The organism is Streptomyces sp. NPDC058464 (assembly GCF_042721035.1).
Classification (GTDB): domain Bacteria; phylum Actinomycetota; class Actinomycetes; order Streptomycetales; family Streptomycetaceae; genus Streptomyces.
On sequence record NZ_JBHXMA010000039.1, the window covers coordinates 1 to 24,153 of the forward strand.

Below are 24,153 nucleotides of genomic sequence, written 5' to 3' on the forward strand. Positions count from 1 at the left end.
ACCACTCCTCCCGGCCTGGCTCAACGAGCCAGACCCCTTGGAGGGGGTCAACTTTCAAGCGTCGCTACTGGTCCACTTTTCAGCCGTCGCCGACACGCCCCACAGGTTGGAGCTGGATGCCCAGGACGTACCCGCCCGCGCCCTGCGCACAAGCCCGCCGGGCACGACCACCACAGCGCGCCGGAGCCCGGTTCCGCCCCGCTGAGCGGTTGGTAGCTTCGGAAACCGCCGGGATAGATTCCCAACCCTGTGACGTCCCGAACGAGTCTGTTCAGGCTGTCAAGATCGGCTTCCGTCCGTGGTTCAGTCCGCCCGGCGGCGATTGAAGCCCTGACCCTCTCATACGTGTCCGCCAACGAGTTGCTCCGGGCGATCTCTGCCAGAGTCTCGTCGTGCAGTTCCCTGCAGAATGCGGCGATCTTCTCCGCAAGCCCCAGCTCCATGCCGCCCCCTTCCTCGGCTTCCTGCCTGAGCCCGGAGACTAGCCCTCTTTATCCGAAGTCCAATATGAAATCCTGAAATTTACCCGGGCTGTCCATATCATGGCCTTTGAGCACTGAGGCTCAGCACTGATGCGGAGGACAATGAACGATCGCAGCCCGCTGAGCCGCGTGGAAGCCGATGCTCTGGCGAACCACGCAGTCGCGTGGGTAGATCGCCTCTTTGTCACCCCCGATGCCCAACTGGCCCGGCATGTCGCTCGTATATGGCGCCGGATCGTGGCCGCGACGCCTCCAGACGATCCCAGCTATCCGACCCGCGCAGCGAATCTCGCGCTCGCCCTGCGCACGCTGGGTGAGCGGCTCGGCCGGTTGAAGGAAGTCGAGGAGGCGATCAAGCTTTTCGAACGGCTGATCGCAGCCACGTCTCCGGACGAGGGCATGGCCGCCGCCCTCCACTCGGACCTGGGTGCCGCCCTGCGCATCAGATTCGATATCTCCGGAGACGGCACCGACCTGGACAGGGCCGTCGCCGCAGGACGTACAGCGGTCGACATCGGCTCGGCCGACGATCCGCAATACGTGAACTTCCTCTGCAATCTCGGGGCGTCGCTGGAGACCGGTTACGTGCGGTCGGGTGATCCGGGGCTCCTCAACGAAGCCATCAGCGTCGGGCATCAGGCCGTAGGACTGCTCCCGCAGGGCCACGCGCACCGCGCCGTCTTGCTCACCGAACTCGGCATCTCCCTGTGGCGCCGTTTCGAGTTGACGGGCGCGCGCTTCGACATCGACCTGGCGGTGCGGCTCTCGTCCGAGGCCGCGGTTGCGTCGCCAGATCATTGGGTCGTCCTGAGCAACCTGGCCAACGTTCTGGAGGGCCGTTACCAACGCCTCGGGGCGAAGGGCGATCTCGATGCAGCGGTCGTGGTCGGCAGGAAAGCCATGGAGGCGTCGCCGGAGGAGCACGGGGAGCCGCTGGGAAATCTGGGGGCGTGCCTGTTGACCCGTTTCCTGCTGGACGGTGGCCTCGGTGACTTGGACGAAGCGGTTGTCTGCCTGAAGCGTGCAGTTGAGGCGACGGCCCCTACCGCACCAAGCCTGCCCGGCCGACTCACCACCCTGGGAGGCGCCCTCCGACTGCGCTACGCGGCCACGGCGCACGAGCGAGACCTGTCCGAGGGCATCGCAGCGTGCGAGAGGGCTGTCCAGATCACACGGGAGCTGTACCCCGCCGGCGCTCCGGACCTGGCGGGCCGCCTGGTCAACCTCGCCGGGGCCCTGCGTCTGCGCAGTGAGAGCACCGGCTCGCCCGGGGACCTCGACGCAGCCATCGATGCTTACCGTGCGGCCGTGGGTATCAAGGCAGCCCGTCCGTCCGTGCGGATCGCCGCAGCCAGGGCGGGAAGCGCCATCGCCGCGACGATCAGGCCGCGGACTGCGGCAGACCTCCTGGAGCAGGCGGTCTGGCTGTTACCCCAGGTCGCTCCACGGCAACTTGACGGGACCGACCAGTTACACGCCCTCGGCGAGGTTGCTGGGCTGGCCGCGGATGCGGCCGCCCTGGTCCTGGCCGACACCTCAAGGCCTCCCGCGCAAAAGGCCACCCTGGCCCTGCAGCTACTCGAAGCCGGACGAGGCGTCGTGATCGGCCAGACCCTGCAGATGCGGAGCGATCTGACCGCGTTGGCCGCAGCCCACCCAGAACTTGCCGAGCGGTTCAGGGACGTTCGCGATCGACTCGACGAGCCCACACAAGACCTGGTCGAGCCCATCTTTCCAAGGGGGAGGGAAGAGCCGGCGCTTGGCAAACAGGATGCCCGTTGGGCCTTGGCCGACGAACTCTCCGGGATCCTTCAGGAGATCAGAAGCAAGGACGGCTTCGCGCGCTTCGCCCAGCCGCCCACGCCGGAGGAGATACGACAGCAGGCGGAGTGCGGCCCCGTCATCACCGTCAACGTGAGCGCCTACCGCAGCGACGCCCTCATCCTCACGCCCGTGGGGGTGGAAAGTGTTGCACTGGACGGGTTCAGCCTCAGCGAACTCAACGACCGGGTGACCGAGTTCTACACCCAGTTGGATGTCGTCCGCGCCCACGAAAGCCACGCCGTACGGATGGCGGCGCAGGGGAAGATCTGCTCGATCCTGGGGTGGCTCTGGGATGTGGCGGCGGCCCCCGTCATGCAGGCCCTCGGCTACGGCCAAGCACATGACAGCATCCGCCCGTGGCCGCAGGTCTGGTGGGTCCCAGGAGGGCCCATGGCCCTCCTCCCCCTTCACGCTGCCGGCCACCACGACGACGACCCTGACGATCCCTCCCGCCGCTCCGTGATCGACAGGGTCGTGAGTTCCTACACTCCGACCATCGCGGCCTTGCGTCATGCGCGGGAACGCGCGGCGGAGGCCACCGCGGCGCGGAACGCCTCGGCCCTGGTCGTCGCCATGCCTTTCACTCCAGGACTGCCACCGGAAACCGCGCTTCCCCATGCCACAAGGGCGGCGGCTCTACTTACGCAGAGGCTTTCCGGATCGCTCGCCCTCGTCGAACCAGACCCGGAAGACGCGAACCCGCGCCTGTCCGAACTGCCCACACGCACGAATGTGCTCGCCCAGGTCCAGTCCTTCCCCATCGTGCACTTCGCCTGCCACGGCGTGAATGATCCTGTGCACCCCTCCGACAGCAGGCTCCTGCTGCACGACCACCGGACGGATCCGTTCACCGTAACCGCCTTGTCCGGGCTGCGTCTCTCCGCCCAGCTGGCCTATCTGTCCGCATGCGACACCGCTCTCAATACGCGCCGTGAACTCGCCGACGAGTCCGTACATCTCGTCTCCGCCTTTCAGGTAGCCGGATACGCGCATGTCGTAGGGACCTTCTGGATGATCGACGACGAGGAAGCCACCACCGTCTCAGAGGACTTCTACTCCCAGATCTCGGCCCTTGGCCGCCTGCATCCGGAGCGATCGGCCATGGCCCTGCACGAGGCCGTGCGCAGGGCTCGCGCGTCCTTCCCGACACTCCCCGCGTCATGGGCCGCGCACCTGCACTCGGGCGCCTGAAAGGACACCGGCATGACGACCTCGGATGAACAGCGCGAAAGAGACATCTCAACGCACAAACGCGCGTTCCTGCACGCTCCTGTGCTTGACAGTATTCCTCCGGTCCTCCTTCCCGCGCTGGCCGACGCGCTGGCCCCGGAGGGCGCGAAGCTCCTCGTCGATGCTCTGAGGGGGGAAGATCCAGCCGCCATCTCCACAGCCGTACAAGCAGTCGCGCGGATAGCAGTCCACACCCCTCCCGGGCATCCCGATCGCCAGGGCCGACTCGGCAACCTCGGTGCCGGTCGGTACCTCCAGTTCATGACGACCGGCGATCTGCGGCATCTCGACGAAGCCATCGAAGTCGCCGAGAAGGCGGCACGGACTCCGGGGCCAAGGAGAGCCGCGCAGCTGGAACACCTGGCTGTTTTCCTACGGACGCGATACGAGAAATTGAACAGGCAGACCGATCTTGACGCGTTGATCGACGCCGGACGGGAATGCACCGCCCTGGCCGAGGTGGGCGCCCAAGAGACGGCCGCCCACCTCGGCAATCTCGCGACGGCGCTGCTCCGCCGTTTTCTCCTGTCCCGGCATGTCACAGATCTGCACGAGGCAGTTGATGTGGCCCGCCGCGCGCTGTCGCTGGTGCCTGAAGACCACCCTGAACGGAGCGCTCACCTCAGCCACCTCAGTGTCTTGCTGCGGCACCGCTTCGGGGCGCGTCCGGCAGCCGGAGGACGAGGCCCGGTCGTGGCGCCCTTGGTTCGGGCAGACCGTTCGATCGGGTACGTGTCTCGCACACGCAGCAGATCTACCCGAGGCAGGTTCGCGGTGGAGACGCCCTCAGGGCCAGCAGGTGTGCGCAACCGGGGGCAGAGGCGCGTCAGTAGCCGGTGCCGCGCTTGACCTGGGCCCGCTCGATCTCATGGGTCGCACCCTTGTCGTCCAAAGTGCGACACGCGTCGGTGATGTCCTGGCTCAGGCGATCGATCTGCTCGCGGCTCAGGGTCTCCTTGACCAGGGCACGCATGATCTTCACCCGCTCCGCGTTGGGCGGGAGCGTGTACGCCGGCACCATCCAGCCGCGCTCGGCCGAGAGTTGCCAGGCGACGTCGGACTCGTCGTAGGCATGCTTGCCGGCGAGACGGAAAGCGACGAGCGGCAGCTGCTCGAGGTCGCTCCCGATCACTTCGAAGCGGCCGCTGCTACGCAGGTTGTCCGCCAGGACGTGGGCGTTCTCCTGCAACATCTTCATGACGTAGGTGTAGCCCTGGCGACCGAGCCGGACGAAGTTGTAGTACTGCGCGAGCACCATCGACGCGCCGGTGGAGAAGTTCAGCGTGAACGTCGCGTCGGTCTTGCCCAGGTAGTTCTCGTGGAAGACGAGGTCCACGGGCAGGTCGGACTCCTCGCGGAAGACCAGCCAGCCGATGCCAGGGTAGACCAGGCCGTACTTGTGTCCCGAGACGTTGATCGAACGGACGTGCTCGAGCCGGAAGTCCCACTTCGAGTCCGGGTAGAGGAAGGGCCACACGAATGCACCGCTGGCTCCGTCAACGTGGATCGGGATGTCGAGGTCCCGCTCCTTGCGGACGTCCCGCAGGAGCTTGTCGATCCCGACGACGTCGTCCTTGTGGCCGGTGAACGTGGTGCCGAGGACGGCGACGACGCCGATCGTGTTCCCGTCCAGGTGAGGCTCCACGTCCTCCGGGCCGATCGTGTACTTGCCCTCGGCAAGCGGCACGATCCTCGGCTCGACGTCGAAGTAGCGGCAGAACTTCTCCCACACGACGTGGACGTCCCCGCCGAAGACCAAGTTGGGTCGGTCGACCGACAGATTGGCCGCCCGGCGGCGCTCCCGCCACTTCCACTTCAGCGACAGCGCCCCGAGCATGATCGCCTCGGACGAGCCCTGGGTCCGGCATCCGGTTGTCCTGCCCGGCGCGTTGAAGAGGCCGGCGAGCATGCGCACGCAACGCTGCTCGATCTCGGCGGAAATCGGGTACTCCGCATGGTCGATGAAATTGCGGTGGAGATTCTCCGCGATGATCCGTTGCGCCTCCGGCTCCATCCAAGTGGTGACAAACGTGGCGAGGTTACGCTGCGGGTCTCCCTCCATGGCGAGGTCCACATCCAACAGCCTCATTGCGTCCGTCGCAGCCATGCCCTCCTCGGGAAAGGTCTCCGAGGGAGCTGGCACGGTCAAGAATCGGTTACCGAAAAGAGCCGCGTCGTCACCCTTAGACATATTGCGATTCAAACAGCGCCGGTGCCTGCCTCGGCGGGGGACACGCCGAGATGGAACAGTGCGGCTCCGAACTGACTGCGGCCCAGCGCGAACGGAACAGCCCCTTCTTCGGGAAAAGGCACCGTCCAGCCTCCCAAGGTTCCTCGGCTCGCGGCGACGTCGCGACACACCGCAGGGGCAGACCGCGCCAGGCCCGGGCATGCGGTGACGCGGGTCATAGGATGAACTGCTCGACCGCGTTCGCGAAGCCCTCCTCCTCATTGCTCGTTGTGACCCGCCTCGCCGCGCGCTGGACCTCGTGACTGGCGTTGCCCATCGCGATGGACAGTCCCGAGTGGGCGAACATCAGTACATCGTTGGGCATGTCGCCGATCGTGGCGATCTGTTCGGGGGAAATGTGGAGCTTGGCGGACCAGTACTTGACGACACCACCCTTGTTGGCCTGCGGATGGGTCACATCGAGGTAGTAGGGCTGCGAGCGGGCGGCCGAGACGTGCTCGCCGAACTGCGCGCGAGCTGCGACCGCGGCCGCCTCGACGACCTGGTGGTCGTCGCTGACCCCGACGACCTTGGCGGTGCCCTGCTCGAGTCCGTCGAAGCCGGGAACGAGCGTGGGCGCGAACTGCACCGTCCAGCTCTCGCGATCCACGTGCGGCCCCTTCACGTCGCGGACGTACCAGTCGGCACCCCGGTAGATCCAGACGCTGAGGCCGAACGACTCCATCAGCGCGACGACCGGGGCCACCACCTCCTTGGGAATGACCTGCTGCTCGACAACGGTCATATCCGGGTTGACGATGAGACCACCGTTGAAGGCGGCGAGTTCAGTGGCCAGCGTCAGGGGCTCGATGATCATGGACATGCCGCGGGGCGGTCTCCCGCTGGTCACCGCGAAGAGGACGCCGGCGTCATAGAGCTTGTGGACCGCCCGGACGGCCCGGTCGGTGAGGACCTTGTCGCTCGTGACCAAAGTGCCGTCGACGTCGGCAAGAAGCAGGCGGATCGGGCGGGTTGACATCACGCCTCCGTAAGCTCTGGTCGCGTCCGGTCCGGGTGGCGAGAGGCATCGGCTCGTGGATGCGGGGGTTTTGGGGGACGAGTTCCCGGTCGGCTTGATTTCCGAAAGTTGCTGGAGGATACCGTCACGGCTGGCATGAGTCGCAGTCGCGTTCCTCTCGAGCAGAAGGGAAGGCCGATGCCTTTTAGGGTGCGCGATTCCTGAATGTACCCCTTGGGCTTTGAAATAACCCCATAAGAGTGATGTGGCGAGCATAAAGGATATGTGCGAGTATTGAGAATTGCATGGAAGCTCTTATGGGGCTTGATGTCCAAAATTCAAGCAACACATTTTGGGCCAGCCCCTGAGGGGAGCGGGCAGTGGCGCAGGCAAGTCAGGACAAGACGGCCCGCGTGCTGGGGGTCGACATCGGCGGGACCGGTATCAAGGGAGCGCCGGTCGACCTCGAGCTCGGCAGCCTCATCGCTGAGCGGGTCCGGATCCCGACCCCGCATCCGGCGACCCCGGAGGCAGTCACGGACGTGGTCGTGCAGGTGCTCTCCCAGATCGGCGTCCCAGGACCGGTCGGGCTGACGCTCCCGGCGGTCATCCGGGGCGGCAGAGTCCAGACGACGGCCAATATCGACCCGGCCTGGATGGGGACGGACGCGGCCCAGCTCTTCGCACGAGCGACCGGCCGCGACGTGAGGGTGGTGAACGACGCCGACGCGGCCGGGATCGCCGAGATGCGCTTCGGCGCCGGCAAGGGACGCAAGGGCGTCGTCGTGATGCTGACGCTCGGCACCGGTATCGGCAGCGCCGTCTTCTCCGACGGGTACCTGGTGCCCAACAGCGAGCTGGGGCACCTGCCGCTGCACCACGAGGATGCCGAGGACTGGGCCGCGGAGTCGGTGCGTGAGCACGACGATCTGTCCTGGAAGAAATGGGCGCACCGTCTGGAGACGTATCTCGACCTCGTCCAGCGGCTGCTGTGGCCCGACCTGATCGTCATCGGCGGCGGCGTCAGCAAAAAGGCCGACAAGTTCCTGCCGTACATCGAGCTCAGGACCGAGATCGTGCCGGCGCAGCTGTTGAACGATGCGGGCATTGTCGGCGCGGCGCTCTTCGCCCCGGCCGGGAAAGCTCAACCCTAGTCTGCCGCGCTCGATATGAGCGCAGGGGGCAGCACCTTCAGGGAGGCTCGCATTGAGCAGCAACGACCTGGAAACACTTTCCGTCAACACGATCCGCACTCTGTGCATGGACGCCATTCAGGCGGCCGACTCCGGACATCCGGGGACACCGATGGGAATCGCCCCGGTCGCGTACACGCTCTGGCAACGCTTCCTGCGCTTCGACCCGGCCGACCCGATCTGGCCCAACCGCGACCGCTTCGTGCTGTCGGAAGGACACGCCTCCGCGTTGCTCTGGTCGCTGCTCCACCTCACCGGCGTGCAGGCTGTCGACCCCGACTACGAGGTCCTCGGCCGACCCGCCGTGACCCTCGACGACCTCAGGACGTTCCGCCAGCTCGGCTCGCGCTGCCCCGGGCACCCGGAGTACCGGTGGACCAGCGGCGTGGAGACCACGACCGGCCCGCTCGGCCAGGGCGTCGCGACCTCGGTCGGGATGGCGATCGCCGGGCAGTGGCTCGCCGCCCGGTACAACCGCGACGACTTCACCGCCTTCGACTTCGACGTGTACGCGATGGCCGGCGACGGCTGCATGATGGAGGGGGTCTCCTCGGAGGCTGCCTCGATCGCGGCCCACCAGCGGCTGTCGAACCTTTGCTGGATCTACGACTCCAACCGGGTGACGATCGAGGGCCACACCGACATCGCGTTCACCGAGGATGTGGCGGCCCGGTTCATCGGCTACGGCTGGAACGTCACCACCGTGGCCGACGCCAACGACCTCGACGCCGTGGCCCGCGCGCTGCACACCTTCAAGTCCGAGAACGAGCGCCCCACGCTCATCGTGGTGCACAGCCACATCGGCTACGGGTCACCGGTCGAGGACACCCCGAAGGCGCACGGCGCGCCGTTCGGCGTGGAGGGCGTCAAGTCGGCCAAGCGATTCCTCGGGATGCCGGAGGACAAGGACTTCTTCGTTCCCGACGGCGTCTACGAGCACTTCGCCGCAGGCGTCGGCGCGCGCGGTCGCGAAGCCCGGACGAGCTGGGAGGCTCGATTCGAGGCCTACCGAACCACCCGTCCCGACCTCGCCGACGAGCTGGAGCGCATGCAGCGGCGTGACCTGCCGGAGGGCTGGGAGTCGGCGCTGCCGACCTTCCCGGCCGACCCCAAGGGCATCGCCGGCCGTGACTCCAGCGGCCGGGTGCTCAACGCGCTTGCCCAAGCCGTGCCGTGGGTGCTCGGCGGGTCGGCGGACCTGTCGCCGTCGACCAAGACCAACCTCACGTTCTCCGGCGCCGGCGACTTCCAGGCCGATGACCGCTCGGGGCGCAACCTCCACTTCGGTATCCGCGAGCACGCCGCCACCGCGATCACGAACGGGATGGCGCTGACCAAACTGCGCTCGTACTGGTCAGGGTTCCTGATCTTCTCGGACTACGCACGCGGCGCGATCCGGCTCTCGGCGCTGATGGAGATCCCGGTCGTGCACATCTTCACCCACGACTCGATCGGGGTCGGCGAGGACGGTCCCACCCACCAGCCGGTCGAGCAGCTCGCGTCGCTGCGCGCGATGCCGGGGTTGCTGGTGTTCCGCCCGGCCGACGCGAACGAGGTCGTCGAGACCTGGCGGGTCGTCGCCGCGCTCAGGCACGAACCGGCGGTGCTGGTCCTTTCCCGTCAGGCACTGCCGACCCTCGACCGCTCCGAGACGGGGGCCGCATCCGGGGTGGCCCGGGGCGCCTATGTTCTGGTCGACGCGGCGGACGGCAAGCCCGACGTCATCCTGCTCGCCACCGGGTCGGAGGTGCAACTCGCACTCGCGGCCCGTGACGAGCTCGCCGCCGAGGGCCTCGCGGCTCGCGTGGTCAGCATGCCCTGCTGGGAGTTGTTCGACCGCCAGCCCAAGGAATACCGCGACTCGGTCATCCCGCCCGGGGTCAGGGCCCGGGTCGCCATCGAGCAGGCGGCGACCCTCGGCTGGGACCGTTACGTCGGCGACGGCGGCGCGGTCGTCGGCATGCACACGTTCGGGGCATCGGCGCCGCTCAAGATGCTGCTGACCAAATTCGGCTTCACTCCCGAGAAGGTCACCCAGGTTGCCCGCGAGTGCGTGGCCGCCGGTAGGGAGCAGGCATGAACGTGACCAAGGCGCTCCATGAGCAGGGCCAGAGCATCTGGCTGGACAACATCACCCGTTCGATGCTCGATACAGGCCAGATCCAGCACTACATCGACCAGTACTCGGTGACAGGGCTCACCTCCAACCCCTCGATCTTCGACAAGGCGATCGGCTCCGGCGACTACGACGACGCGATCCGCGCGAAGGCGGCGGGCGGGCGCAAGGGCGAGGAGCTGTTCTTCGAGCTGGCCATCGAGGACCTGCAGCGGGCCGCCGACCTGTTCCTGCCCATCCACGAACGCACCGACGGCGTCGACGGCTGGGTCTCGCTGGAGGTCTCGCCGCTGCTCGCCTACGACACGCAGCGAACGGTGGCGGCCGCCAAGGCGCTGCACGCCAGGGCCGACCGGCGCAACCTCTTCATCAAGATCCCCGGCACGCCCGAGGGGCTGCCGGCGATCGAGGAGGCCATCGCCTCCGGCGTCCCGGTGAACGTGACGCTGCTGTTCTCGGCAGACCACTACCGGGCCGCGGCTGACGCCTACCTGCGTGGCGTCGAGCGCCGGGCAGAGGCCGGGCACGACCCCGCTGTCGGCTCGGTCGCGTCGGTGTTCATGTCACGCTGGGACGTGGCGGTCAAGGACGCCGCACCGGCCGACCTCACCGACACCCTCGCCCTCGCCGTCGGCCTCGACGTGTACCGGGCGTACCGCGAAGTGATGGGCTCGCAGCGCTTCCAGCGGCTGGAGAATGCCGGCGCGCGCATGCAGCGGCTGCTCTGGGCCAGCACGAGGACGAAGGACCCGGCCGCCTCCGACACGCTTTACGTCCACGGTCTGGCCGCGCCGTTCACGGTCAACACGATGCCCGACGACACCCTGAAAGCCTTCTTCGACCATGGCGAGATCGGCGAGACGCTGCCATCGGACGGGGGTGAATCCGCGGCAATGCTGGCCCGCTTCGCGAGCGCGGGCGTCGACATCAAGGCGCTTGCCGCCACGTTGCAAAGCGAAGGCGCCAAGTCCTTTGTCGCGGCCTGGAACGACCTCATGGAGCGAATCGACATGCAGAGCAAGGCCGTGGCCTGACCTCTGCGCCGAGCGGCCGGACCGAACTCATCGGAGGAGCCAGCCATGCCATCGACCGCGCTGCGCGAACGTCCTGCTTGGAAGGCGCTCGCGGACCATCACTCCGAGATCGCCGGACGCCACCTGCGCGAGCTGGTCGCCGCCGATCCGGGACGCGGCGAGCGGATGACGGCCGAGGCCACCGGCCTGTACCTGGACTACTCGAAGAACCGGATCACCGACGAGACCTTGGGGCTGCTGCTCCAGCTGGCCGAGGAATCGGGACTGCGCGAGCACATCGACGAGATGTTCGCCGGCGATCGGATCAACGTCTCGGAGCACCGGCCGGTGCTGCACGTGGCGCTGCGGATGCCGAAGGAGTCCTCTCTCGTCGTCGGCGGAGTGGACGTCGTCGCGCAGGTGCACGAGGTGCTCGACCGGATGGAGGCATTCGCGGACCAGGTCCGGTCGGGCGCCTGGAGAGGCGCCACCGGCAAGCCGATCCGCAACATAGTCAACGTCGGCATCGGCGGCTCCGACCTCGGTCCCGTCATGGCCTACGAGGCGCTGCGCCACTACAGCCGGCGCGATCTCACGTTCAGGTTCGTGTCCAACGTCGACTCGACGGACATCGTCGAGGCGACCCGTGATCTGGCCGCCGAAGAGACGCTGTTCGTCATCGCCTCGAAGACGTTCGGGACGCTGGAGACGATGACCAATGCCCGCTCGGCGCGTGACTGGATCCTGGCGCAGCTCGGTGACGAGGCGGCGGTCGCCCGGCATTTCGTGGCGGTGTCCACGAACGCGCAGCGGGTCACCGAGTTCGGCATCGACACCGCGAACATGTTCGGGTTCTGGGACTGGGTCGGCGGGCGCTACTCGATGGACTCCGCGATCGGTCTCTCGACGATGCTCGCTGTCGGCCCCGACAAATACCGCGATCTCCTCGCCGGATTCCACGCGATGGACACGCACTTCCGCACCGCGCCGTTCGAACAGAACCTGCCGGTCCTGATGGGACTGCTCGCCGTCTGGTACGGCGACTTCTTCGGCGCCCAGACCGTCGGCGTGATGCCCTACGACCAGTACCTGAAGCGCTTCCCGGCCTACCTGCAGCAGCTCACCATGGAGTCCAACGGCAAGCACGTGACGCTTGAGGGCGTGCCGGTGGACTACCAGACCGGCGCGGTGTACTGGGGGGAGCCGGGGACCAATGGGCAGCACAGCTTCTACCAGCTGCTCCACCAGGGCACCAAGCTGATCCCGGTGGACCTGATCGGCTTCGGCAAGTCGCTCAACCCGCTCGGCAACCACCACGACATCCTCTCGTCGAACGTCTTCGCCCAGGCCCAGGCGCTCGGCTTCGGCAGGACCGGGGACGAGGTGCGTGCCGAGGGGACGGCTCAGGACGTGGCGCCGCACCGGGTGATGGAGGGCAACCGCCCGACGAACGTGCTGCTGGCCGAGGTGCTCACCCCGTACCGGCTCGGCACGCTGGTCGCGCTCTACGAGCACAGTGTGTTCACCCAGGGGGCGATCTGGGGGATCGACTCCTTCGACCAGTGGGGCGTCGAGCTCGGCAAGGTGCTTGCTGTCGCGATCGTCCCGGAGCTCGACAGCGCGACCGAACCTGAGCTCGGCCACGACTCGTCCACGAACGCGCTGATCCGGCACTACCGCACGCTCAAGGACTAGGAGGCACCACATGGCGACAGACAAGCCCATGCAGCTAGGGATGATCGGGCTCGGCCGGATGGGGGCGAACCTGGTGCGTCGGCTGATACGGGACGGCCACCAATGCGTCGTGTCCGACGTCAACGCGGACGCCGTCGCCGAACTGGCCGGCGAGGGCGCGACGGGCGCGGACTCACTCCAGGATTTCGTCGCGAAACTGGACAAGCCACGGGCGCTGTGGCTCATGCTTCCGGCTGCGATCGTCGACTCCATCCTCGACCAGCTGGAGCCGTTGCTGGAGCCCGGCGACATCCTCATCGACGGCGGCAACTCCTACTACCGCGACGACATCACACGCGCCAACCGTCTTGCCGGCAAGTCGCTGCACTATGTCGACTGCGGGACCAGCGGCGGTGTCTGGGGCCTGGAGCGCGGCTACTGCCTGATGATCGGCGGCGAGGACGAGGTCGTGGCCCATCTGGACCCGATCTTCAAGACGATCGCTCCCGGCGAGGGCAGCGCCGAGCCGACGCCGAGCCGGCCCCGAGCCGACGGCACCGCCCCGCTCGGGTACCTGCACTGCGGGCCGAACGGCGCCGGGCACTTCGTGAAGATGGTCCACAACGGGGTCGAGTACGGGATGATGGCCGCGATCGCCGAGGGCCTCAGCATCATCAAGCGCGCGGACGCCGGCACAAGCCGGCAAGAGGTCGACGCGGAGACGACGCCCCTGCGCGATGCGTGGGCCTACCAGTACGACATCGACGTCGGAGAGGTGGCCGAGGTCTGGCGGCGCGGCTCGGTCGTCGGCTCGTGGCTGGTTGACCTGATCGCCGACGCCTTCGCCCGCTCGCCCTCCCTCGACGGCTTCGCCGGGCGGGTCTCGGACTCCGGGGAAGGCCGCTGGACCGTCCTCGCCGCGGTGGACGAAGGCGTCCCGGCACCGGTCATCACCACCTCGCTCTACGAGCGCTTCGAGTCCAGGCAGGCCGGGGAGTTCACCGACAAGATCCTCTCGGCGATGCGCTCGGAGTTCGGCGGGCACGCCGAAAAGAAGGGCTGACGGCTGTGCATCACGAACTCCAAGTCGTCGCCGACCCCGATGAGGTCGCCGGCACCGCGGCGGCGTTCGTGGCGCGGCTGGCCCGGGCCCGCGTGCAAGCCCACGGCCGATTCACGTTCGCCGTCAGCGGGGGGCACACGCCCTGGGCGATGTTCGCGCGGCTCGCACATGAGCACGTCCCCTGGGAGCACGTGGCGGTGTTCCAGGTCGACGAGCGGGTCGCGCCCGACGGCGATCCGGACCGCAACCTCACCCACCTGCGGGAGAGCCTCGGTGCGGCCCCGGCCGAGGTCATCGCCATGCCCGTGAACGACGCCGACCTTGACGCGGCGGCCAGCGCCTACGGACGGTCACTGCCCGAGCGTTTCGACCTCGTTCACCTGGGCCTCGGCCCGGACGGGCACACCGCCTCGCTGGTACCACGGGACCCGGTGCTCGAAGTCTCGGACCGGCTGGTGGCCCTGACGGCGCCCTACATGGGTCACCAGCGCATGACGCTCACCTATCCTGCGCTCGCCCGCGCCCAGCAGGTGCTCTGGCTCATCACCGGAGCGGACAAGCGCGACCCGCTCTCGAGGCTCGTTGCGGGAGACCGGTCGATTCCCGCCGGCCGGGTCGAGGCGGCGGCGTCGCTCGTCCTCGCGGACGCGGCGGCGGCCGACCAGAGCCCTCCGCGCGCCGGTGCCCAGTCGCCCGCATGACCATGACGCCCGACCCTGTTGCCGTGCCGGCCCCGTAAGGGGGATCAGATGGCTTTGAACTCGTCGAACGTTCCCGCAGACGTGCTGGTCATTTTCGGGATCACTGGCGACCTCGCGCGAAAGATGACGTTTCGCTCGCTCTATCGGCTTGAGCGGCGCAAGCTGCTCACCTGCCCGATCGTCGGAGTGGCGCGCGACGGCTGGTCCGACGACGCGCTGCGTGACCACGCCCGCGCGGCGATCAAGGCAGCGGGTGAGCCGCTCGACGACAGCGTCTTTGCCCGGTTCGCCGCCCGACTCAGCTATGTCCAGGGAGATTACGCCGACGAGGAGACGTTCCATCGCCTCGCCCGGGCGGTCAACGGCAGTCGGCACCCCGTCTTCTACCTGGAGATCCCGCCGTCGCTGTTCGCCCGGGTGGTCGGGGGCCTGGCAGGCGCCGGACTGACCAAGGGCGCCCGGGTTGTCGTGGAGAAACCATTCGGGCATGACCTCGCGTCGGCGCGCGCCCTCAACGCCGAGCTGCGCCAGCTCCTCGACGAGGAGCAGTTGCTGAGGATCGACCACTTCCTCGGCAAAGAGCCGGCGATGGACATCCTGTTCCTGCGGTTCGCCAACTCCGTGTTCGAGCCGGTGTGGAACCGCGACCACGTCTCCTGCGTGCAGATCACCATGGCCGAGGACTTCGGGGTCGAGGACCGCGGCCACTTCTACGACCCGGTCGGCGCGCTCCGCGACGTCGTGCAGAACCATCTGCTCCAGCTGCTCGCCCTGGTGGCGTCCGAGCCGCCATCAGCCGCCGATGCGGACGCGCTCCGGGACCGCCGGGTTGATGTGTTCCGGGCGATCCCCGACGCCGACCCGGCCCACTACGTCCGCGGGCAGTACGAGGGGTACCTGCAGGTCCCCGGCGTGCGGCCGCACTCGCGCACCGAGACCTTCGTCGGGTTGCGGCTGGAGGTCGAGAACTGGCGCTGGTCCGGGGTGCCGTTCTTCATCCGCGCCGGCAAGTCGCTCCCCGAGCGAGTGACCGAGATCCGGATCGTGTTCAAGCGCCCGCCGCGGCTTGCGTTCGCGGAGCGGTTCGCGCCCGAGCCCGACCAGTGGATCCTGCGGATCGATCCGAGCCCAGGCATGAACTTCCGCATCCAGGCCAAGCAGCCAGGCAAGCAGGACACGCAGCTGGTGGACCTTGACCTCCTCTTCGCGGCCGAGCTCGGTGAGGCACCCGAACCGTACGAGCGCCTGCTCAGTGATGCAATGCAAGGCAACGCGAGCCTGTTCACCCGGGAGGACTCGGTGGAGGAGACGTGGCGAATCGTCCAGCCACTGCTGAAGGCGCCCGGCGACCCCGAGCACTACCGGCAGGGGACCTGGGGACCGGCGGGCGCGAGCAATCTCGTCGCCGGATATCCGCGATGGCACGAACCATGGCTGCTGGCGAGGTCTCCCGACTGACACAGTCGCGCCCCGAACCCGGTGAACCGCCGGTTGCGCCCACCACCGCGATGAGATCCGCCGGCTCAAAGTTGCCGCGTTCAGTCACCTGGACTACCCCGGCGCCCGGCAGGCGATCCAAGTCGTGCGGTGGCGGCGCGACTTGAGCACCAGGAAGCTGACCATCGAGCGTATCTACCTGATCACCAGCCTGAGCGTCTTCGATGCCACCTGCACCGAACTCGCCACCTGGATCAGAGGCCACTGGGGCATCGAGAACCTCCTGCACCACGTGCGGCACCGCACGTTCCGTGAGGATGACATCACTGTGACGCCGTTCCGCCCGCTGGCGGCCTTTACTCCTCGGGTCGTCAGCTCACTGCTCGGCGGGCCCTTGCGGCACTGGACCCGCAGTCTTTGGCCGCTCGCCTCCGGGCCCTCGCCGCCTTCCACACGACCCTGCAGACCGCCGCCTGACCGTGACCGTCTCCCCACCTAGCATCCGACCCCGCAAAGCTGGCACCCCGAACCCCACGACCCAATCCGACCAGCCCCTCGAGCCACCTCACGGACAACCCGTTCCAACCGACCCGGTCGAGCCTCCGTCACGCGAGTGACGCGCCCCCGCAGTGTTCCAACCTTTGAGAACCCCACGTGCCTGTGCCACGGCCACCAGCCGTCGCACAGGCATGTCCTGTTTCCGCAGGTGAGAGGCGCAGTACCCGGAACGCCACCGCACCAACCCCTCACCGAGTCGACCGCGCGGCCCGAAGGCCCCAGGTACGACGAAAAACCGGCGAGCCACACGGCTCGACCGGCAATTCGTGAACGTATCGGGACGATTTCGTGAACGTCCCATCTGTGTCCGAGGGGGGACTTGAACCCCCACGCCCGTTAAAGGGCACTAGCACCTCAAGCTAGCGCGTCTGCCATTCCGCCACCCGGACTAGGTGTCTGCCGCCCGACCGGGGGTGTTCCCGGCGGCGACATGGACAACAATACCAAGCTTTCGGAGTGCCTTTCACCTGCGTTTCCGTCGGTATACCCGCAGGTCGGCACCCCCTCACCGTACGTATCCAGCACGTTACCGGCCGGGCGGCAGCGCACGCAGGGCGCGGATGAGCGTCGCCGTCGTCTGCTCGTCCAGCGGGGCCGGAAACCGCCGCTCGGCCGCCAGCCGCGCCTCCTCGGCCTGCCCCATCCGCGCCCGCCCGGCATCGGTCAGCCCGACGATGTTGCGCCGCCGGCCCTGCGGGCTGCGCCGGCGGTCCGGCTCGACGACACCGTACGGATCCTGAAGCCGATGTGGACCCGGGAGGTCTTCGACTTCGAGGGGGCGCACTACCGGCTCCGCGGGACGCGGAACGCGCCCAAGCCCGTGCAGCGTCCGGGGCCCCCGCTGCTGATCGGCGGCTGGGGCACCCGGCTGCTGCGGCTGGCGGCCGAGCACGCGGACGTCTGGAACGTGCCCGGGCGTGCGCGATGGGGCAGGCCGGGATGAACGACATCGTGCCGAGCCTGCCGCGTCCCTTTACGGACGGGGTGGTCCACAGGCTCGCCGAGGAGGTCATCGCCCCTGTGCTCGCCGGCGTCACGGCATGAGCTGGTACTCCGGGAAGTTGCCCGGCAGCCGCTCCCCCGCCGGTCCCTGTGTCACCGCCCGCACCAGCAGCTGCCCGCCGACGAAGGCCCCCCGCCAGGACGCGCCGAAGCCGCCGAACAGTTCGTCGCGGTCGCCCCGGGAGCGCGGCTTGCCGTGGCCGACCTTGAAGGCGCGGATCTGCGGGGCGAGCCGCGCGAAGGTGGCCTCGTCGTCGGTGGAGAGCGTGGCGACCAGCGCGCCGTTGGAGGCGTTCATGGCGGCCAGCAGTTCCGCCTCGGTGTCGACCAGGACGATCGTGTCGACCGGGCCGAAGGGTTCCGCGTGGTGGAGAGGTGAGGAGGGGGGAGGGTTGAGGAGGGTGACCGGGTGGACGTACGACGACGTGTCCTGGCCGGGGAGGAAGTGGGCGTCGGCCGGGCTGCCGCGGTGCAGCGGGACGGCGCCGCGGTCGACGGCCTCGGCGACCTGGTCGGTCAGGTCCTTGGCCTTGGCCGAGTTGATCACCGGCCCGAAGTCCAGCTCGGGGAGCGGGTCGTCGGGGTCGGCGACCGCCAGCGGGTGGCCGATCCGCAGGCCGCGGACCGCCGGGAGGTAGGCGGCGAGGAACTCGTCGAACAGCTCGCGCTGGACGACGAAGCGCGGGTAGGCGGTGCAGCGCTGTTTGCCGTAGTCGAAGAGTTTGGGGACGGCGGCGGTGAACGCGGTCCAGTCGGTGAAGTTCCAGATGCCCCAGGTGTTCAGCCCCTCCTGTTCGAGTATGTGCCGTTTGCCCAGGTCGGTGACGGCCGTGGCCACCGCCGCTCCCGTGTCCCGGCCGCCGACGAAGGAGACGCAGCCGATCTCCGGCGCCCGCACCAGCGCCTCCGACAGCTCGCCCCCGCTGCCGCTGAGCAGCGTCACCGGCAGGCCCTCCCGGGCGGCCAGCGCGCAGGCCAGGGTGAGACAGGCGACCCCGCCGTCGGTCGGGGTCTTCGCCACCACCGCGTTGCCCGCCAGAGCCTGGACCAGTACCGCGTGAACGAGCACGCTCATCGGGTAGTTCCAGCTGGCGATGTTGGACACCGGACCGTCCAGCGGGGCCCGTCCGGCGAGCATCGGCTCGATGCCGTCGACGTACCAGCGCACCCCGTCGATCGCCCGGTCGACGTCCGCCTGGGCGAGCCGCCAGGGCTTGCCGATCTCGTGGACGAGGAGGAGGGCGAGGAGTTCGCGGTGTTCGGCCAGGGCGTCCAGGGTGGCGGCCACCCGGGCCCGGCGCTCCGCCAGGGGGACGTGCCGCCAGGCGCGGTGCTGGTCGAGGCAGGCGCGGACGGCCCGGCGTGCGGTGTCCCGGTCCAGGCGCGGGGCGCCGGCGATGGGGCTGCCGTCGACGGGACTGGTCGCGGGCAGCGGGCGGCCGTCGGGCCGCCACGCGGCGGCCCAGAGGTTGAGGACGCGGTCGTCCCGGAAGGCCTCGGGGGCGAGGGCGAGACAGCGCGCCCAGGCGTCGTCCCAGCCGGTGCCGGGCTTGCAGACAAGGACCATGATCAACCCCCGGCTTCCAGGAGCTCGAGCACCAGCCGGGCGGTCTCGGTCGGCGTGCTCCCCACCCGCACCCCGACCGCCTCCAGCGCCTCCTGCTTGGCCCGTGCGGTGCCGGCCGAACCGGAGACGATGGCGCCCGCGTGGCCCATGGTGCGGCCCTCGGGCGCGGTGAACCCGGCGATGTAGCCGACGACGGGCTTGGTGACGTGCTCCCGGATGTAGGCGGCGGCCCGTTCCTCCGCATCGCCGCCGATCTCCCCGATGAGGACGACGAGTTCGGTGTCCGGGTCGTCCTGGAAGGCGGCCAGGCAGTCGATGTGGCTCGTCCCGACGACCGGGTCGCCGCCGATGCCCACGCAGGTGGAGAAGCCGATGTCCCGCAGCTCGTACATGAGTTGGTAGGTCAGCGTGCCCGACTTGGAGACGAGTCCGATCCGGCCGGGCTTGGTGATGTCGGCGGGGATGATGCCGGCATTGGACTGGCCGGGGGTGATCAGCCCGGGGCAGTTGGGCCCGATGATCCGGGTGCCGTTCCGCCTGGCGTACGACGTGAAGGCCACCGAGTCGTGGACGGGTATGCCCTCGGTGATCACCACCGCCAGTCCGATACCGGCGTCGGCCGCCTCCAGCACAGCCGCCTTGGCGAAGGCGGGCGGCACGAAGACGACGGTGACGTCGGCGCCGGTCGCCGCCATGCCCTCGGCGACGGTGCCGAAGACCGGGACGGCACGGTCGTCGAAGTCGACGGTCTGCCCGGCCTTGCGCGGGTTGACCCCGCCGACGACGTCCGTCCCGGCGGCGAGCATCCGGCGGGTGTGCTTCATGCCCTCGCCGCCGGTCATGCCCTGGACGAGGACCTTGCTCTCCTTGGTGAGGTAGATCGCCATATGTCCCGGCTCCTCAGGCGGTGTGGGCGAGTTCGGCGGCCCGGCGGGCGGCGCCGTCCATGGTGGTGGCCTGTTCGACCAGGGGGTGCGCGCGGCCGTCGAGGATCGCCCGGCCGCGGGCCGCGTTGTTGCCGTCGAGGCGGACCACCAGCGGCTTGGTCAACCGGACGGTCTCCAGGGCCCGGACGATGCCGTCGGCGACCGCGTCGCACGCGGTGATCCCGCCGAAGACGTTGACGAAGACCGACTTCACCGACGGGTCGGAGAGGATCACCGACAGGCCGTCGGCCATGATCTGCGCGGACGCCCCGCCGCCGATGTCCAGGAAGTCGGCGGGCCGCGCGCCGCAGCCGGCCACCACGTCCAGGGTGGACATCACCAGGCCCGCGCCGTTGCCGATGATGCCGACCTCGCCGTCGAGCTTGACGTAGTTGAGCCCCTTCGCGGCGGCCGCCGCCTCCAGCGGGTCATGGTGCTCGCCCTCCTCCGCACCCCAACGCACCTGCCGGAAGCGGGCGTTGTCGTCGAGGGTGACCTTGCCGTCGAGCGCCAGGATCCGGCCCTCTCGGGTGCGCACGAGCGGGTTCACCTCGACGAGCAGCGCGTCCTCGCGGACCAGGACCTGCCAGAGCCGGACGAGGACGTCGACGGTCTGCGGCGGCAGTCCGGCGGCCGCGGCGATCTCCTGGGCCTTGGCGGAGGTGACGCCGACCGCGGGGTCGACGCGGACCCGTGCCACCGCCTCCGGCCGGGTCGCGGCCACCTCCTCGATCTCCATGCCGCCCTCGGCGGAGGCGATCGCCAGGAAGCCGCCGGCCGCCCGGTCGAGGACGTAGGAGACGTAGAACTCGCTCTCGATGTCGACGGGTTGGGCCAGCATCACCTTGCCGACCGTGTGCCCCTTGATGTCCATGCCGAGAATCTGACGTGCCGTGAGTTCCGCCGCGGCCGGGTCCGCGGCGAGCTTCACGCCGCCCACCTTGCCCCGGCCACCGGTCTTGACCTGCGCCTTCACGACGACCCTGCCGCCTAGCCGGCGGGCGATCTCCCGGGCCTCCTTGGGCGAGTCGGTGACCTCGGCCCTCGGCACCACGATGCCGTGTTCCTCGAAGAGTTCCCTTGCCTGGTGCTCGTACAGGTCCATTCCGGCTCCTGTCTTAAAAGTGCCGCACGCCCCCTGGACACCACCCACCGGATGCGGGATAACAAGGTTCATACAGTATTCGTCGACTGTATGCAATATAAGACGACGGCATCCCACCCCCCTACGAAGGGACAGGACTTCGCCATGCCCGACGACACCCAGGACGTGATTTCCGGTGGTCATCTCGTTGCGAAGGCACTGAAGGCCGAGGGGGTCGACCGCATCTACACCCTGTGCGGCGGCCACATCATCGACATCTACGACGGCTGCGTCGACGAGGGCATAGAAGTCGTCGACGTCCGCCACGAGCAGGTGGCCGCCCACGCCGCCGACGGCTACGCGCGCATCACCGGCAGGCCCGGCTGCGCGGTCGTCACGGCCGGACCGGGCACGACCGACGCCGTCACGGGGGTCGCCAACGCCTTCCGCGCGGAGTCCCCGATGCTGCTGATCGGCGGCCAGGGGGCGCTCACCCAGCACAAGATGGGGTCCCTCCAGGACCTGCCGCACGTGGACATGATGGCGCCGATCACCAAGTTCGCGGCGACCGTCCCGGACACCGCCCGCGCCGCAGACATGGTCTCCATGGCGTTCCGCGAGTGCTACCACGGCGCGCCCGGCCCCTCCTTCCTGGAGATACCCCGCGACGTCCTCGACGCCAAGGTCCCGGCGTCGAAGGCCCGCGTCCCCAAGGCCGGCGCCTACCGGGCCTCGACCCGCTCGGCCGGCGACCCCGAGGCGATCGAGAAGCTCGCCGACCTCCTCGTGCACGCCGAGAAGCCGGCCGTCCTGCTCGGCAGCCAGGTCTGGACGACCCGCGGCACCGCGGACGCCATCGAGCTGGTACGAACCCTCAACATCCCCGCGTACATGAACGGCGCGGGTCGCGGCACCCTGCCGCCCGGCGACCCGCACCACTTCCAGCTCTCCCGCCGGTACGCCTTCTCCAACGCCGACGTCATCGTGATCGTCGGCACCCCCTTCGACTTCCGCATGGGCTACGGCAAGCGGCTCTCTCCGGAAGCGACGGTCGTGCAGATCGACCTCGACTACCGCACGGTCGGCAAGAACCGGGACATCGACCTCGGGATCGTCGGGGACGCGGGCCTGGTCCTGAAGTCCGTGACGGAGGCCGCCTCCGGACGCGTCAACGGCGGGGCGTCCCGGCGCAAGGAGTGGCTCGACGAGCTGCGCGCCGCCGAACAGACGGCGATCGAGAAGCGGTTGCCACAGCTGAGGTCGGACGCCTCGCCCATCCACCCGTACCGCCTGGTCAGCGAGATCAACGACTTCCTCACCGAGGACTCGATCTACATCGGCGACGGCGGCGACATCGTCACCTTCTCCGGGCAGGTGGTGCAGCCCAAGTCGCCCGGCCACTGGATGGACCCGGGGCCGCTCGGCACCCTCGGCGTCGGCGTCCCCTTCGTGCTGGCCGCCAAGCAGGCCCGCCCCGACAAGGAGGTGGTCGCCCTCTTCGGCGACGGCGCCTTCTCCCTCACCGGCTGGGACTTCGAGACCCTGGTCCGCTACGACCTCCCGTTCGTCGGGATCGTCGGCAACAACTCCTCGATGAACCAGATCCGTTACGGCCAGGCCGCCAAGTACGGCAAGGAGCGCGAGCGGGTCGGCAACACCCTCGGCGACGTCCACTACGACAAGTTCGCCCAGATGCTGGGCGGTTACGGCGAGGAGGTCCGCGACCCCGCCGACATCGGCCCCGCCCTGCGCCGGGCCCGCGAGTCCGGCAAGCCGTCGCTGATCAACGTCTGGGTCGACCCGGACGCGTACGCCCCCGGAACCATGAACCAGACCATGTACAAGTGAGGTGGAACGCCCATGACCACCAAGGCACTTGAGGGCATACGCGTCCTCGACATGACCCACGTCCAGTCGGGCCCCTCCGCCACCCAGCTGCTCGCCTGGCTCGGTGCGGACGTGGTCAAGCTGGAGGCGCCGACCGGTGACATCACGCGCAAGCAGCTGCGCGACCTCCCGGACGTCGACTCCCTCTACTTCACGATGCTCAACTGCAACAAGCGGAGCATCACCCTCAACACCAAGACCGAGCGCGGCAAGGAGCTCCTGACCGAGCTGATCCGCCGCTCGGACGTGATGGTGGAGAACTTCGGCCCCGGCGCGGTCGACCGGATGGGGTTCACCTGGGACCGCATCAAGGAGATCAACCCGCGGATCGTCTACGCCTCCATCAAGGGGTTCGGGGACGGCCCGTACACCAACTTCAAGGCGTACGAGGTCGTCGCCCAGGCGATGGGCGGCTCGATGGCGACCACCGGCTTCGAGGACGGGCCGCCGCTGGCCACCGGCGCGCAGATCGGCGACTCGGGCACCGGGGTGCATACAGTAGCCGGGATACTGGCGGCACTCTTCCAGCGCGAGCACACCGGCCGCGGCCAGCGCGTCAACGTGGCCATGCAGCACGCCGTACTGAACCTCTGCCGGGTCAAGCTCCGCGACCAGCAGCGACTGGCCCACGGCCGGCTCGCCGAGTACCCGAACGAGGACTTCGGCGACGAGGTGCCCCGCTCCGGCAACGCGTCCGGCGGCGGCCAGCCCGGCTGGGCGGTCAGGTGCGCGCCGGGCGGCCCGAACGACTACGTGTACGTGATCGTGCAGCCCGTCGGCTGGCAGCCGATCACCCAGCTGATCGGCCGGCCGGAGCTCACGGACGACCCCGAGTGGGCGACCCCGGAGTCCCGCCTCCCCAAGCTCAACAAGATGTTCCAGCTGATCGAGGAGTGGTCCTCGACGCTCCCCAAGTGGGAGGTGCTGGAGAAGCTCAACGCCCACAACATCCCGTGCGGGCCGATCCTCTCCACCAAGGAGATCATCGAGGACGAGTCGCTGGTCGCCAACGAGATGGTGGTGACCGTACCGCACCCCGAGCGCGGCGAGTTCGTCACCGTCGGCAGCCCGCTCAAGCTCTCCGACTCCCCCGTCGACGTCACCAGCTCGCCACTGCTCGGCGAGCACAACGAAGCGGTCTACATCGGCGAACTTGGCCTCGGCGACGAAGAGTTGCGCCTGCTCAAGTCGAACGGAGTGATCTGACG

At 68.7% G+C, this 24,153-nt stretch carries 19 protein-coding genes and 1 tRNA gene; 12 read left to right on the forward strand and 8 right to left on the reverse strand.

Annotation, left to right across the window (positions count from 1 at the left end):
• Positions 1–584 precede the first annotated feature (584 nt).
• Positions 585–3,497 carry a CHAT domain-containing protein gene (locus ACFWPQ_RS38820; RefSeq protein WP_384045796.1) on the forward strand — a complete coding sequence of 971 codons (2,913 nt, stop codon included), beginning with the start codon at positions 585–587 and terminating at the stop codon, positions 3,495–3,497.
• Positions 3,498–3,545: 48 nt separating this feature from the next.
• Here the strand turns inward: ACFWPQ_RS38820 and ACFWPQ_RS38825 are convergent, their stop codons facing one another.
• The 4 genes from ACFWPQ_RS38825 to ACFWPQ_RS38840 all read right to left on the reverse strand — a co-directional run bounded on the left by ACFWPQ_RS38825 (position 3,546) and on the right by ACFWPQ_RS38840 (position 6,745).
• Positions 3,546–3,896: a hypothetical protein gene (locus tag ACFWPQ_RS38825; protein WP_384045799.1), complete on the reverse strand. Its 351-nt coding sequence runs from the start codon at positions 3,894–3,896 to the stop codon at positions 3,546–3,548.
• Between the two features lie 12 nt (positions 3,897–3,908).
• Positions 3,909–4,157: a hypothetical protein gene (locus tag ACFWPQ_RS38830; RefSeq protein WP_384045800.1), complete on the reverse strand. Its 249-nt coding sequence runs from the start codon at positions 4,155–4,157 to the stop codon at positions 3,909–3,911.
• A 205-nt stretch (positions 4,158–4,362) separates the two neighbouring features.
• Entirely contained in the window at positions 4,363–5,727 is a 1,365-nt protein-coding gene (locus ACFWPQ_RS38835) for a glutamate decarboxylase (RefSeq protein ID WP_384045803.1), read from the reverse strand.
• Positions 5,728–5,941: 214 nt separating this feature from the next.
• Positions 5,942–6,745, reverse strand: coding sequence for a Cof-type HAD-IIB family hydrolase (locus ACFWPQ_RS38840; RefSeq protein ID WP_384045806.1), 804 nt, complete (start codon positions 6,743–6,745; stop codon positions 5,942–5,944).
• Positions 6,746–7,104: 359 nt separating this feature from the next.
• Here ACFWPQ_RS38840 and ppgK point away from each other — a divergent pair, with 359 nt between their 5' ends.
• The 8 genes from ppgK to ACFWPQ_RS38880 all read left to right on the forward strand — a co-directional run bounded on the left by ppgK (position 7,105) and on the right by ACFWPQ_RS38880 (position 16,420).
• On the forward strand, positions 7,105–7,878 hold the full coding sequence (gene ppgK / locus ACFWPQ_RS38845) for a polyphosphate--glucose phosphotransferase (protein ID WP_384045809.1): 774 nt from the start codon (positions 7,105–7,107) through the stop codon (positions 7,876–7,878).
• 52 nt (positions 7,879–7,930) lie between these two features.
• Entirely contained in the window at positions 7,931–9,997 is a 2,067-nt protein-coding gene (gene tkt, locus ACFWPQ_RS38850) for a transketolase (protein WP_384045812.1), read from the forward strand.
• Entirely contained in the window at positions 9,994–11,067 is a 1,074-nt protein-coding gene (tal, locus tag ACFWPQ_RS38855; RefSeq protein ID WP_384045814.1) for a transaldolase, read from the forward strand. The genes tkt and tal overlap by 4 nt, the downstream gene beginning before the upstream one ends.
• A 45-nt stretch (positions 11,068–11,112) precedes the next feature.
• Positions 11,113–12,741 (forward strand): glucose-6-phosphate isomerase, encoded by a 1,629-nt coding sequence (gene pgi / locus ACFWPQ_RS38860; RefSeq protein ID WP_384045816.1) that lies wholly within the window; start codon positions 11,113–11,115, stop codon positions 12,739–12,741.
• A gap of 10 nt (positions 12,742–12,751) precedes the next feature.
• Positions 12,752–13,783, forward strand: coding sequence for a phosphogluconate dehydrogenase (NAD(+)-dependent, decarboxylating) (gene gnd / locus ACFWPQ_RS38865; RefSeq protein ID WP_384045819.1), 1,032 nt, complete (start codon positions 12,752–12,754; stop codon positions 13,781–13,783).
• Between the two features lie 5 nt (positions 13,784–13,788).
• Positions 13,789–14,484, forward strand: coding sequence for a 6-phosphogluconolactonase (gene pgl / locus ACFWPQ_RS38870; protein WP_384045822.1), 696 nt, complete (start codon positions 13,789–13,791; stop codon positions 14,482–14,484).
• Positions 14,485–14,532: 48 nt separating this feature from the next.
• Positions 14,533–15,942 carry a glucose-6-phosphate dehydrogenase gene (zwf, locus tag ACFWPQ_RS38875; RefSeq protein ID WP_384045825.1) on the forward strand — a complete coding sequence of 470 codons (1,410 nt, stop codon included), beginning with the start codon at positions 14,533–14,535 and terminating at the stop codon, positions 15,940–15,942.
• A 142-nt stretch (positions 15,943–16,084) separates the two neighbouring features.
• Entirely contained in the window at positions 16,085–16,420 is a 336-nt protein-coding gene (locus ACFWPQ_RS38880; protein WP_384045828.1) for a hypothetical protein, read from the forward strand.
• Between the two features lie 363 nt (positions 16,421–16,783).
• Here ACFWPQ_RS38880 and ACFWPQ_RS38885 read toward each other — a convergent pair.
• Positions 16,784–16,868, reverse strand: a tRNA-Leu gene (locus ACFWPQ_RS38885).
• Positions 16,869–17,224: 356 nt separating this feature from the next.
• Between ACFWPQ_RS38885 and ACFWPQ_RS38890 the strand changes: the two genes are divergently transcribed.
• On the forward strand, positions 17,225–17,422 hold the full coding sequence (locus ACFWPQ_RS38890) for an LLM class flavin-dependent oxidoreductase (protein WP_384045831.1): 198 nt from the start codon (positions 17,225–17,227) through the stop codon (positions 17,420–17,422).
• Between the two features lie 90 nt (positions 17,423–17,512).
• Here the strand turns inward: ACFWPQ_RS38890 and ACFWPQ_RS38895 are convergent, their stop codons facing one another.
• The 3 genes from ACFWPQ_RS38895 to sucC are packed head-to-tail and all read right to left on the reverse strand — an operon-like array spanning position 17,513 to position 21,079.
• On the reverse strand, positions 17,513–19,048 hold the full coding sequence (locus ACFWPQ_RS38895) for an aldehyde dehydrogenase family protein (protein WP_384045834.1): 1,536 nt from the start codon (positions 19,046–19,048) through the stop codon (positions 17,513–17,515).
• Positions 19,049–19,050: 2 nt separating this feature from the next.
• Positions 19,051–19,935 (reverse strand): succinate--CoA ligase subunit alpha, encoded by an 885-nt coding sequence (gene sucD, locus ACFWPQ_RS38900; RefSeq protein ID WP_384045837.1) that lies wholly within the window; start codon positions 19,933–19,935, stop codon positions 19,051–19,053.
• A gap of 13 nt (positions 19,936–19,948) precedes the next feature.
• Positions 19,949–21,079 carry an ADP-forming succinate--CoA ligase subunit beta gene (gene sucC / locus ACFWPQ_RS38905; protein ID WP_384045840.1) on the reverse strand — a complete coding sequence of 377 codons (1,131 nt, stop codon included), beginning with the start codon at positions 21,077–21,079 and terminating at the stop codon, positions 19,949–19,951.
• 144 nt (positions 21,080–21,223) lie between these two features.
• On the opposite strand from sucC, the gene ACFWPQ_RS38910 reads away from it, so the two are divergent.
• Together ACFWPQ_RS38910 and frc are read left to right on the forward strand one after the other, a co-directional pair.
• A complete protein-coding gene (locus ACFWPQ_RS38910; RefSeq protein WP_384045843.1) occupies positions 21,224–22,906 on the forward strand; it encodes a thiamine pyrophosphate-binding protein in 1,683 nt (560 codons plus the stop codon).
• A 12-nt stretch (positions 22,907–22,918) separates the two neighbouring features.
• The gene (gene frc / locus ACFWPQ_RS38915; protein ID WP_384045846.1) at positions 22,919–24,151 is read left to right on the forward strand and encodes a formyl-CoA transferase; all 1,233 of its coding nucleotides are present in this window, start codon (positions 22,919–22,921) and stop codon (positions 24,149–24,151) included.
• The last annotated feature ends 2 nt before the right edge of the window (positions 24,152–24,153 follow it).

Coding starts and splice junctions, on each gene's coding strand:
- ACFWPQ_RS38820 (WP_384045796.1), top strand. CDS start 585: ATGAACGATCGCAGCCCGCTGAGCCGCGTGGAAGCCGATGCTCTGGCG.
- ACFWPQ_RS38835 (WP_384045803.1), bottom strand. CDS start 5,727: ATGTCTAAGGGTGACGACGCGGCTCTTTTCGGTAACCGATTCTTGACC.
- ACFWPQ_RS38840 (WP_384045806.1), bottom strand. CDS start 6,745: ATGTCAACCCGCCCGATCCGCCTGCTTCTTGCCGACGTCGACGGCACT.
- tal (WP_384045814.1), top strand. CDS start 9,994: ATGAACGTGACCAAGGCGCTCCATGAGCAGGGCCAGAGCATCTGGCTG.
- pgi (WP_384045816.1), top strand. CDS start 11,113: ATGCCATCGACCGCGCTGCGCGAACGTCCTGCTTGGAAGGCGCTCGCG.
- gnd (WP_384045819.1), top strand. CDS start 12,752: ATGGCGACAGACAAGCCCATGCAGCTAGGGATGATCGGGCTCGGCCGG.
- zwf (WP_384045825.1), top strand. CDS start 14,533: ATGGCTTTGAACTCGTCGAACGTTCCCGCAGACGTGCTGGTCATTTTC.
- ACFWPQ_RS38890 (WP_384045831.1), top strand. CDS start 17,225: ATGTGGACCCGGGAGGTCTTCGACTTCGAGGGGGCGCACTACCGGCTC.
- ACFWPQ_RS38895 (WP_384045834.1), bottom strand. CDS start 19,048: ATGGTCCTTGTCTGCAAGCCCGGCACCGGCTGGGACGACGCCTGGGCG.
- sucD (WP_384045837.1), bottom strand. CDS start 19,935: ATGGCGATCTACCTCACCAAGGAGAGCAAGGTCCTCGTCCAGGGCATG.
- sucC (WP_384045840.1), bottom strand. CDS start 21,079: ATGGACCTGTACGAGCACCAGGCAAGGGAACTCTTCGAGGAACACGGC.
- ACFWPQ_RS38910 (WP_384045843.1), top strand. CDS start 21,224: ATGCCCGACGACACCCAGGACGTGATTTCCGGTGGTCATCTCGTTGCG.
- frc (WP_384045846.1), top strand. CDS start 22,919: ATGACCACCAAGGCACTTGAGGGCATACGCGTCCTCGACATGACCCAC.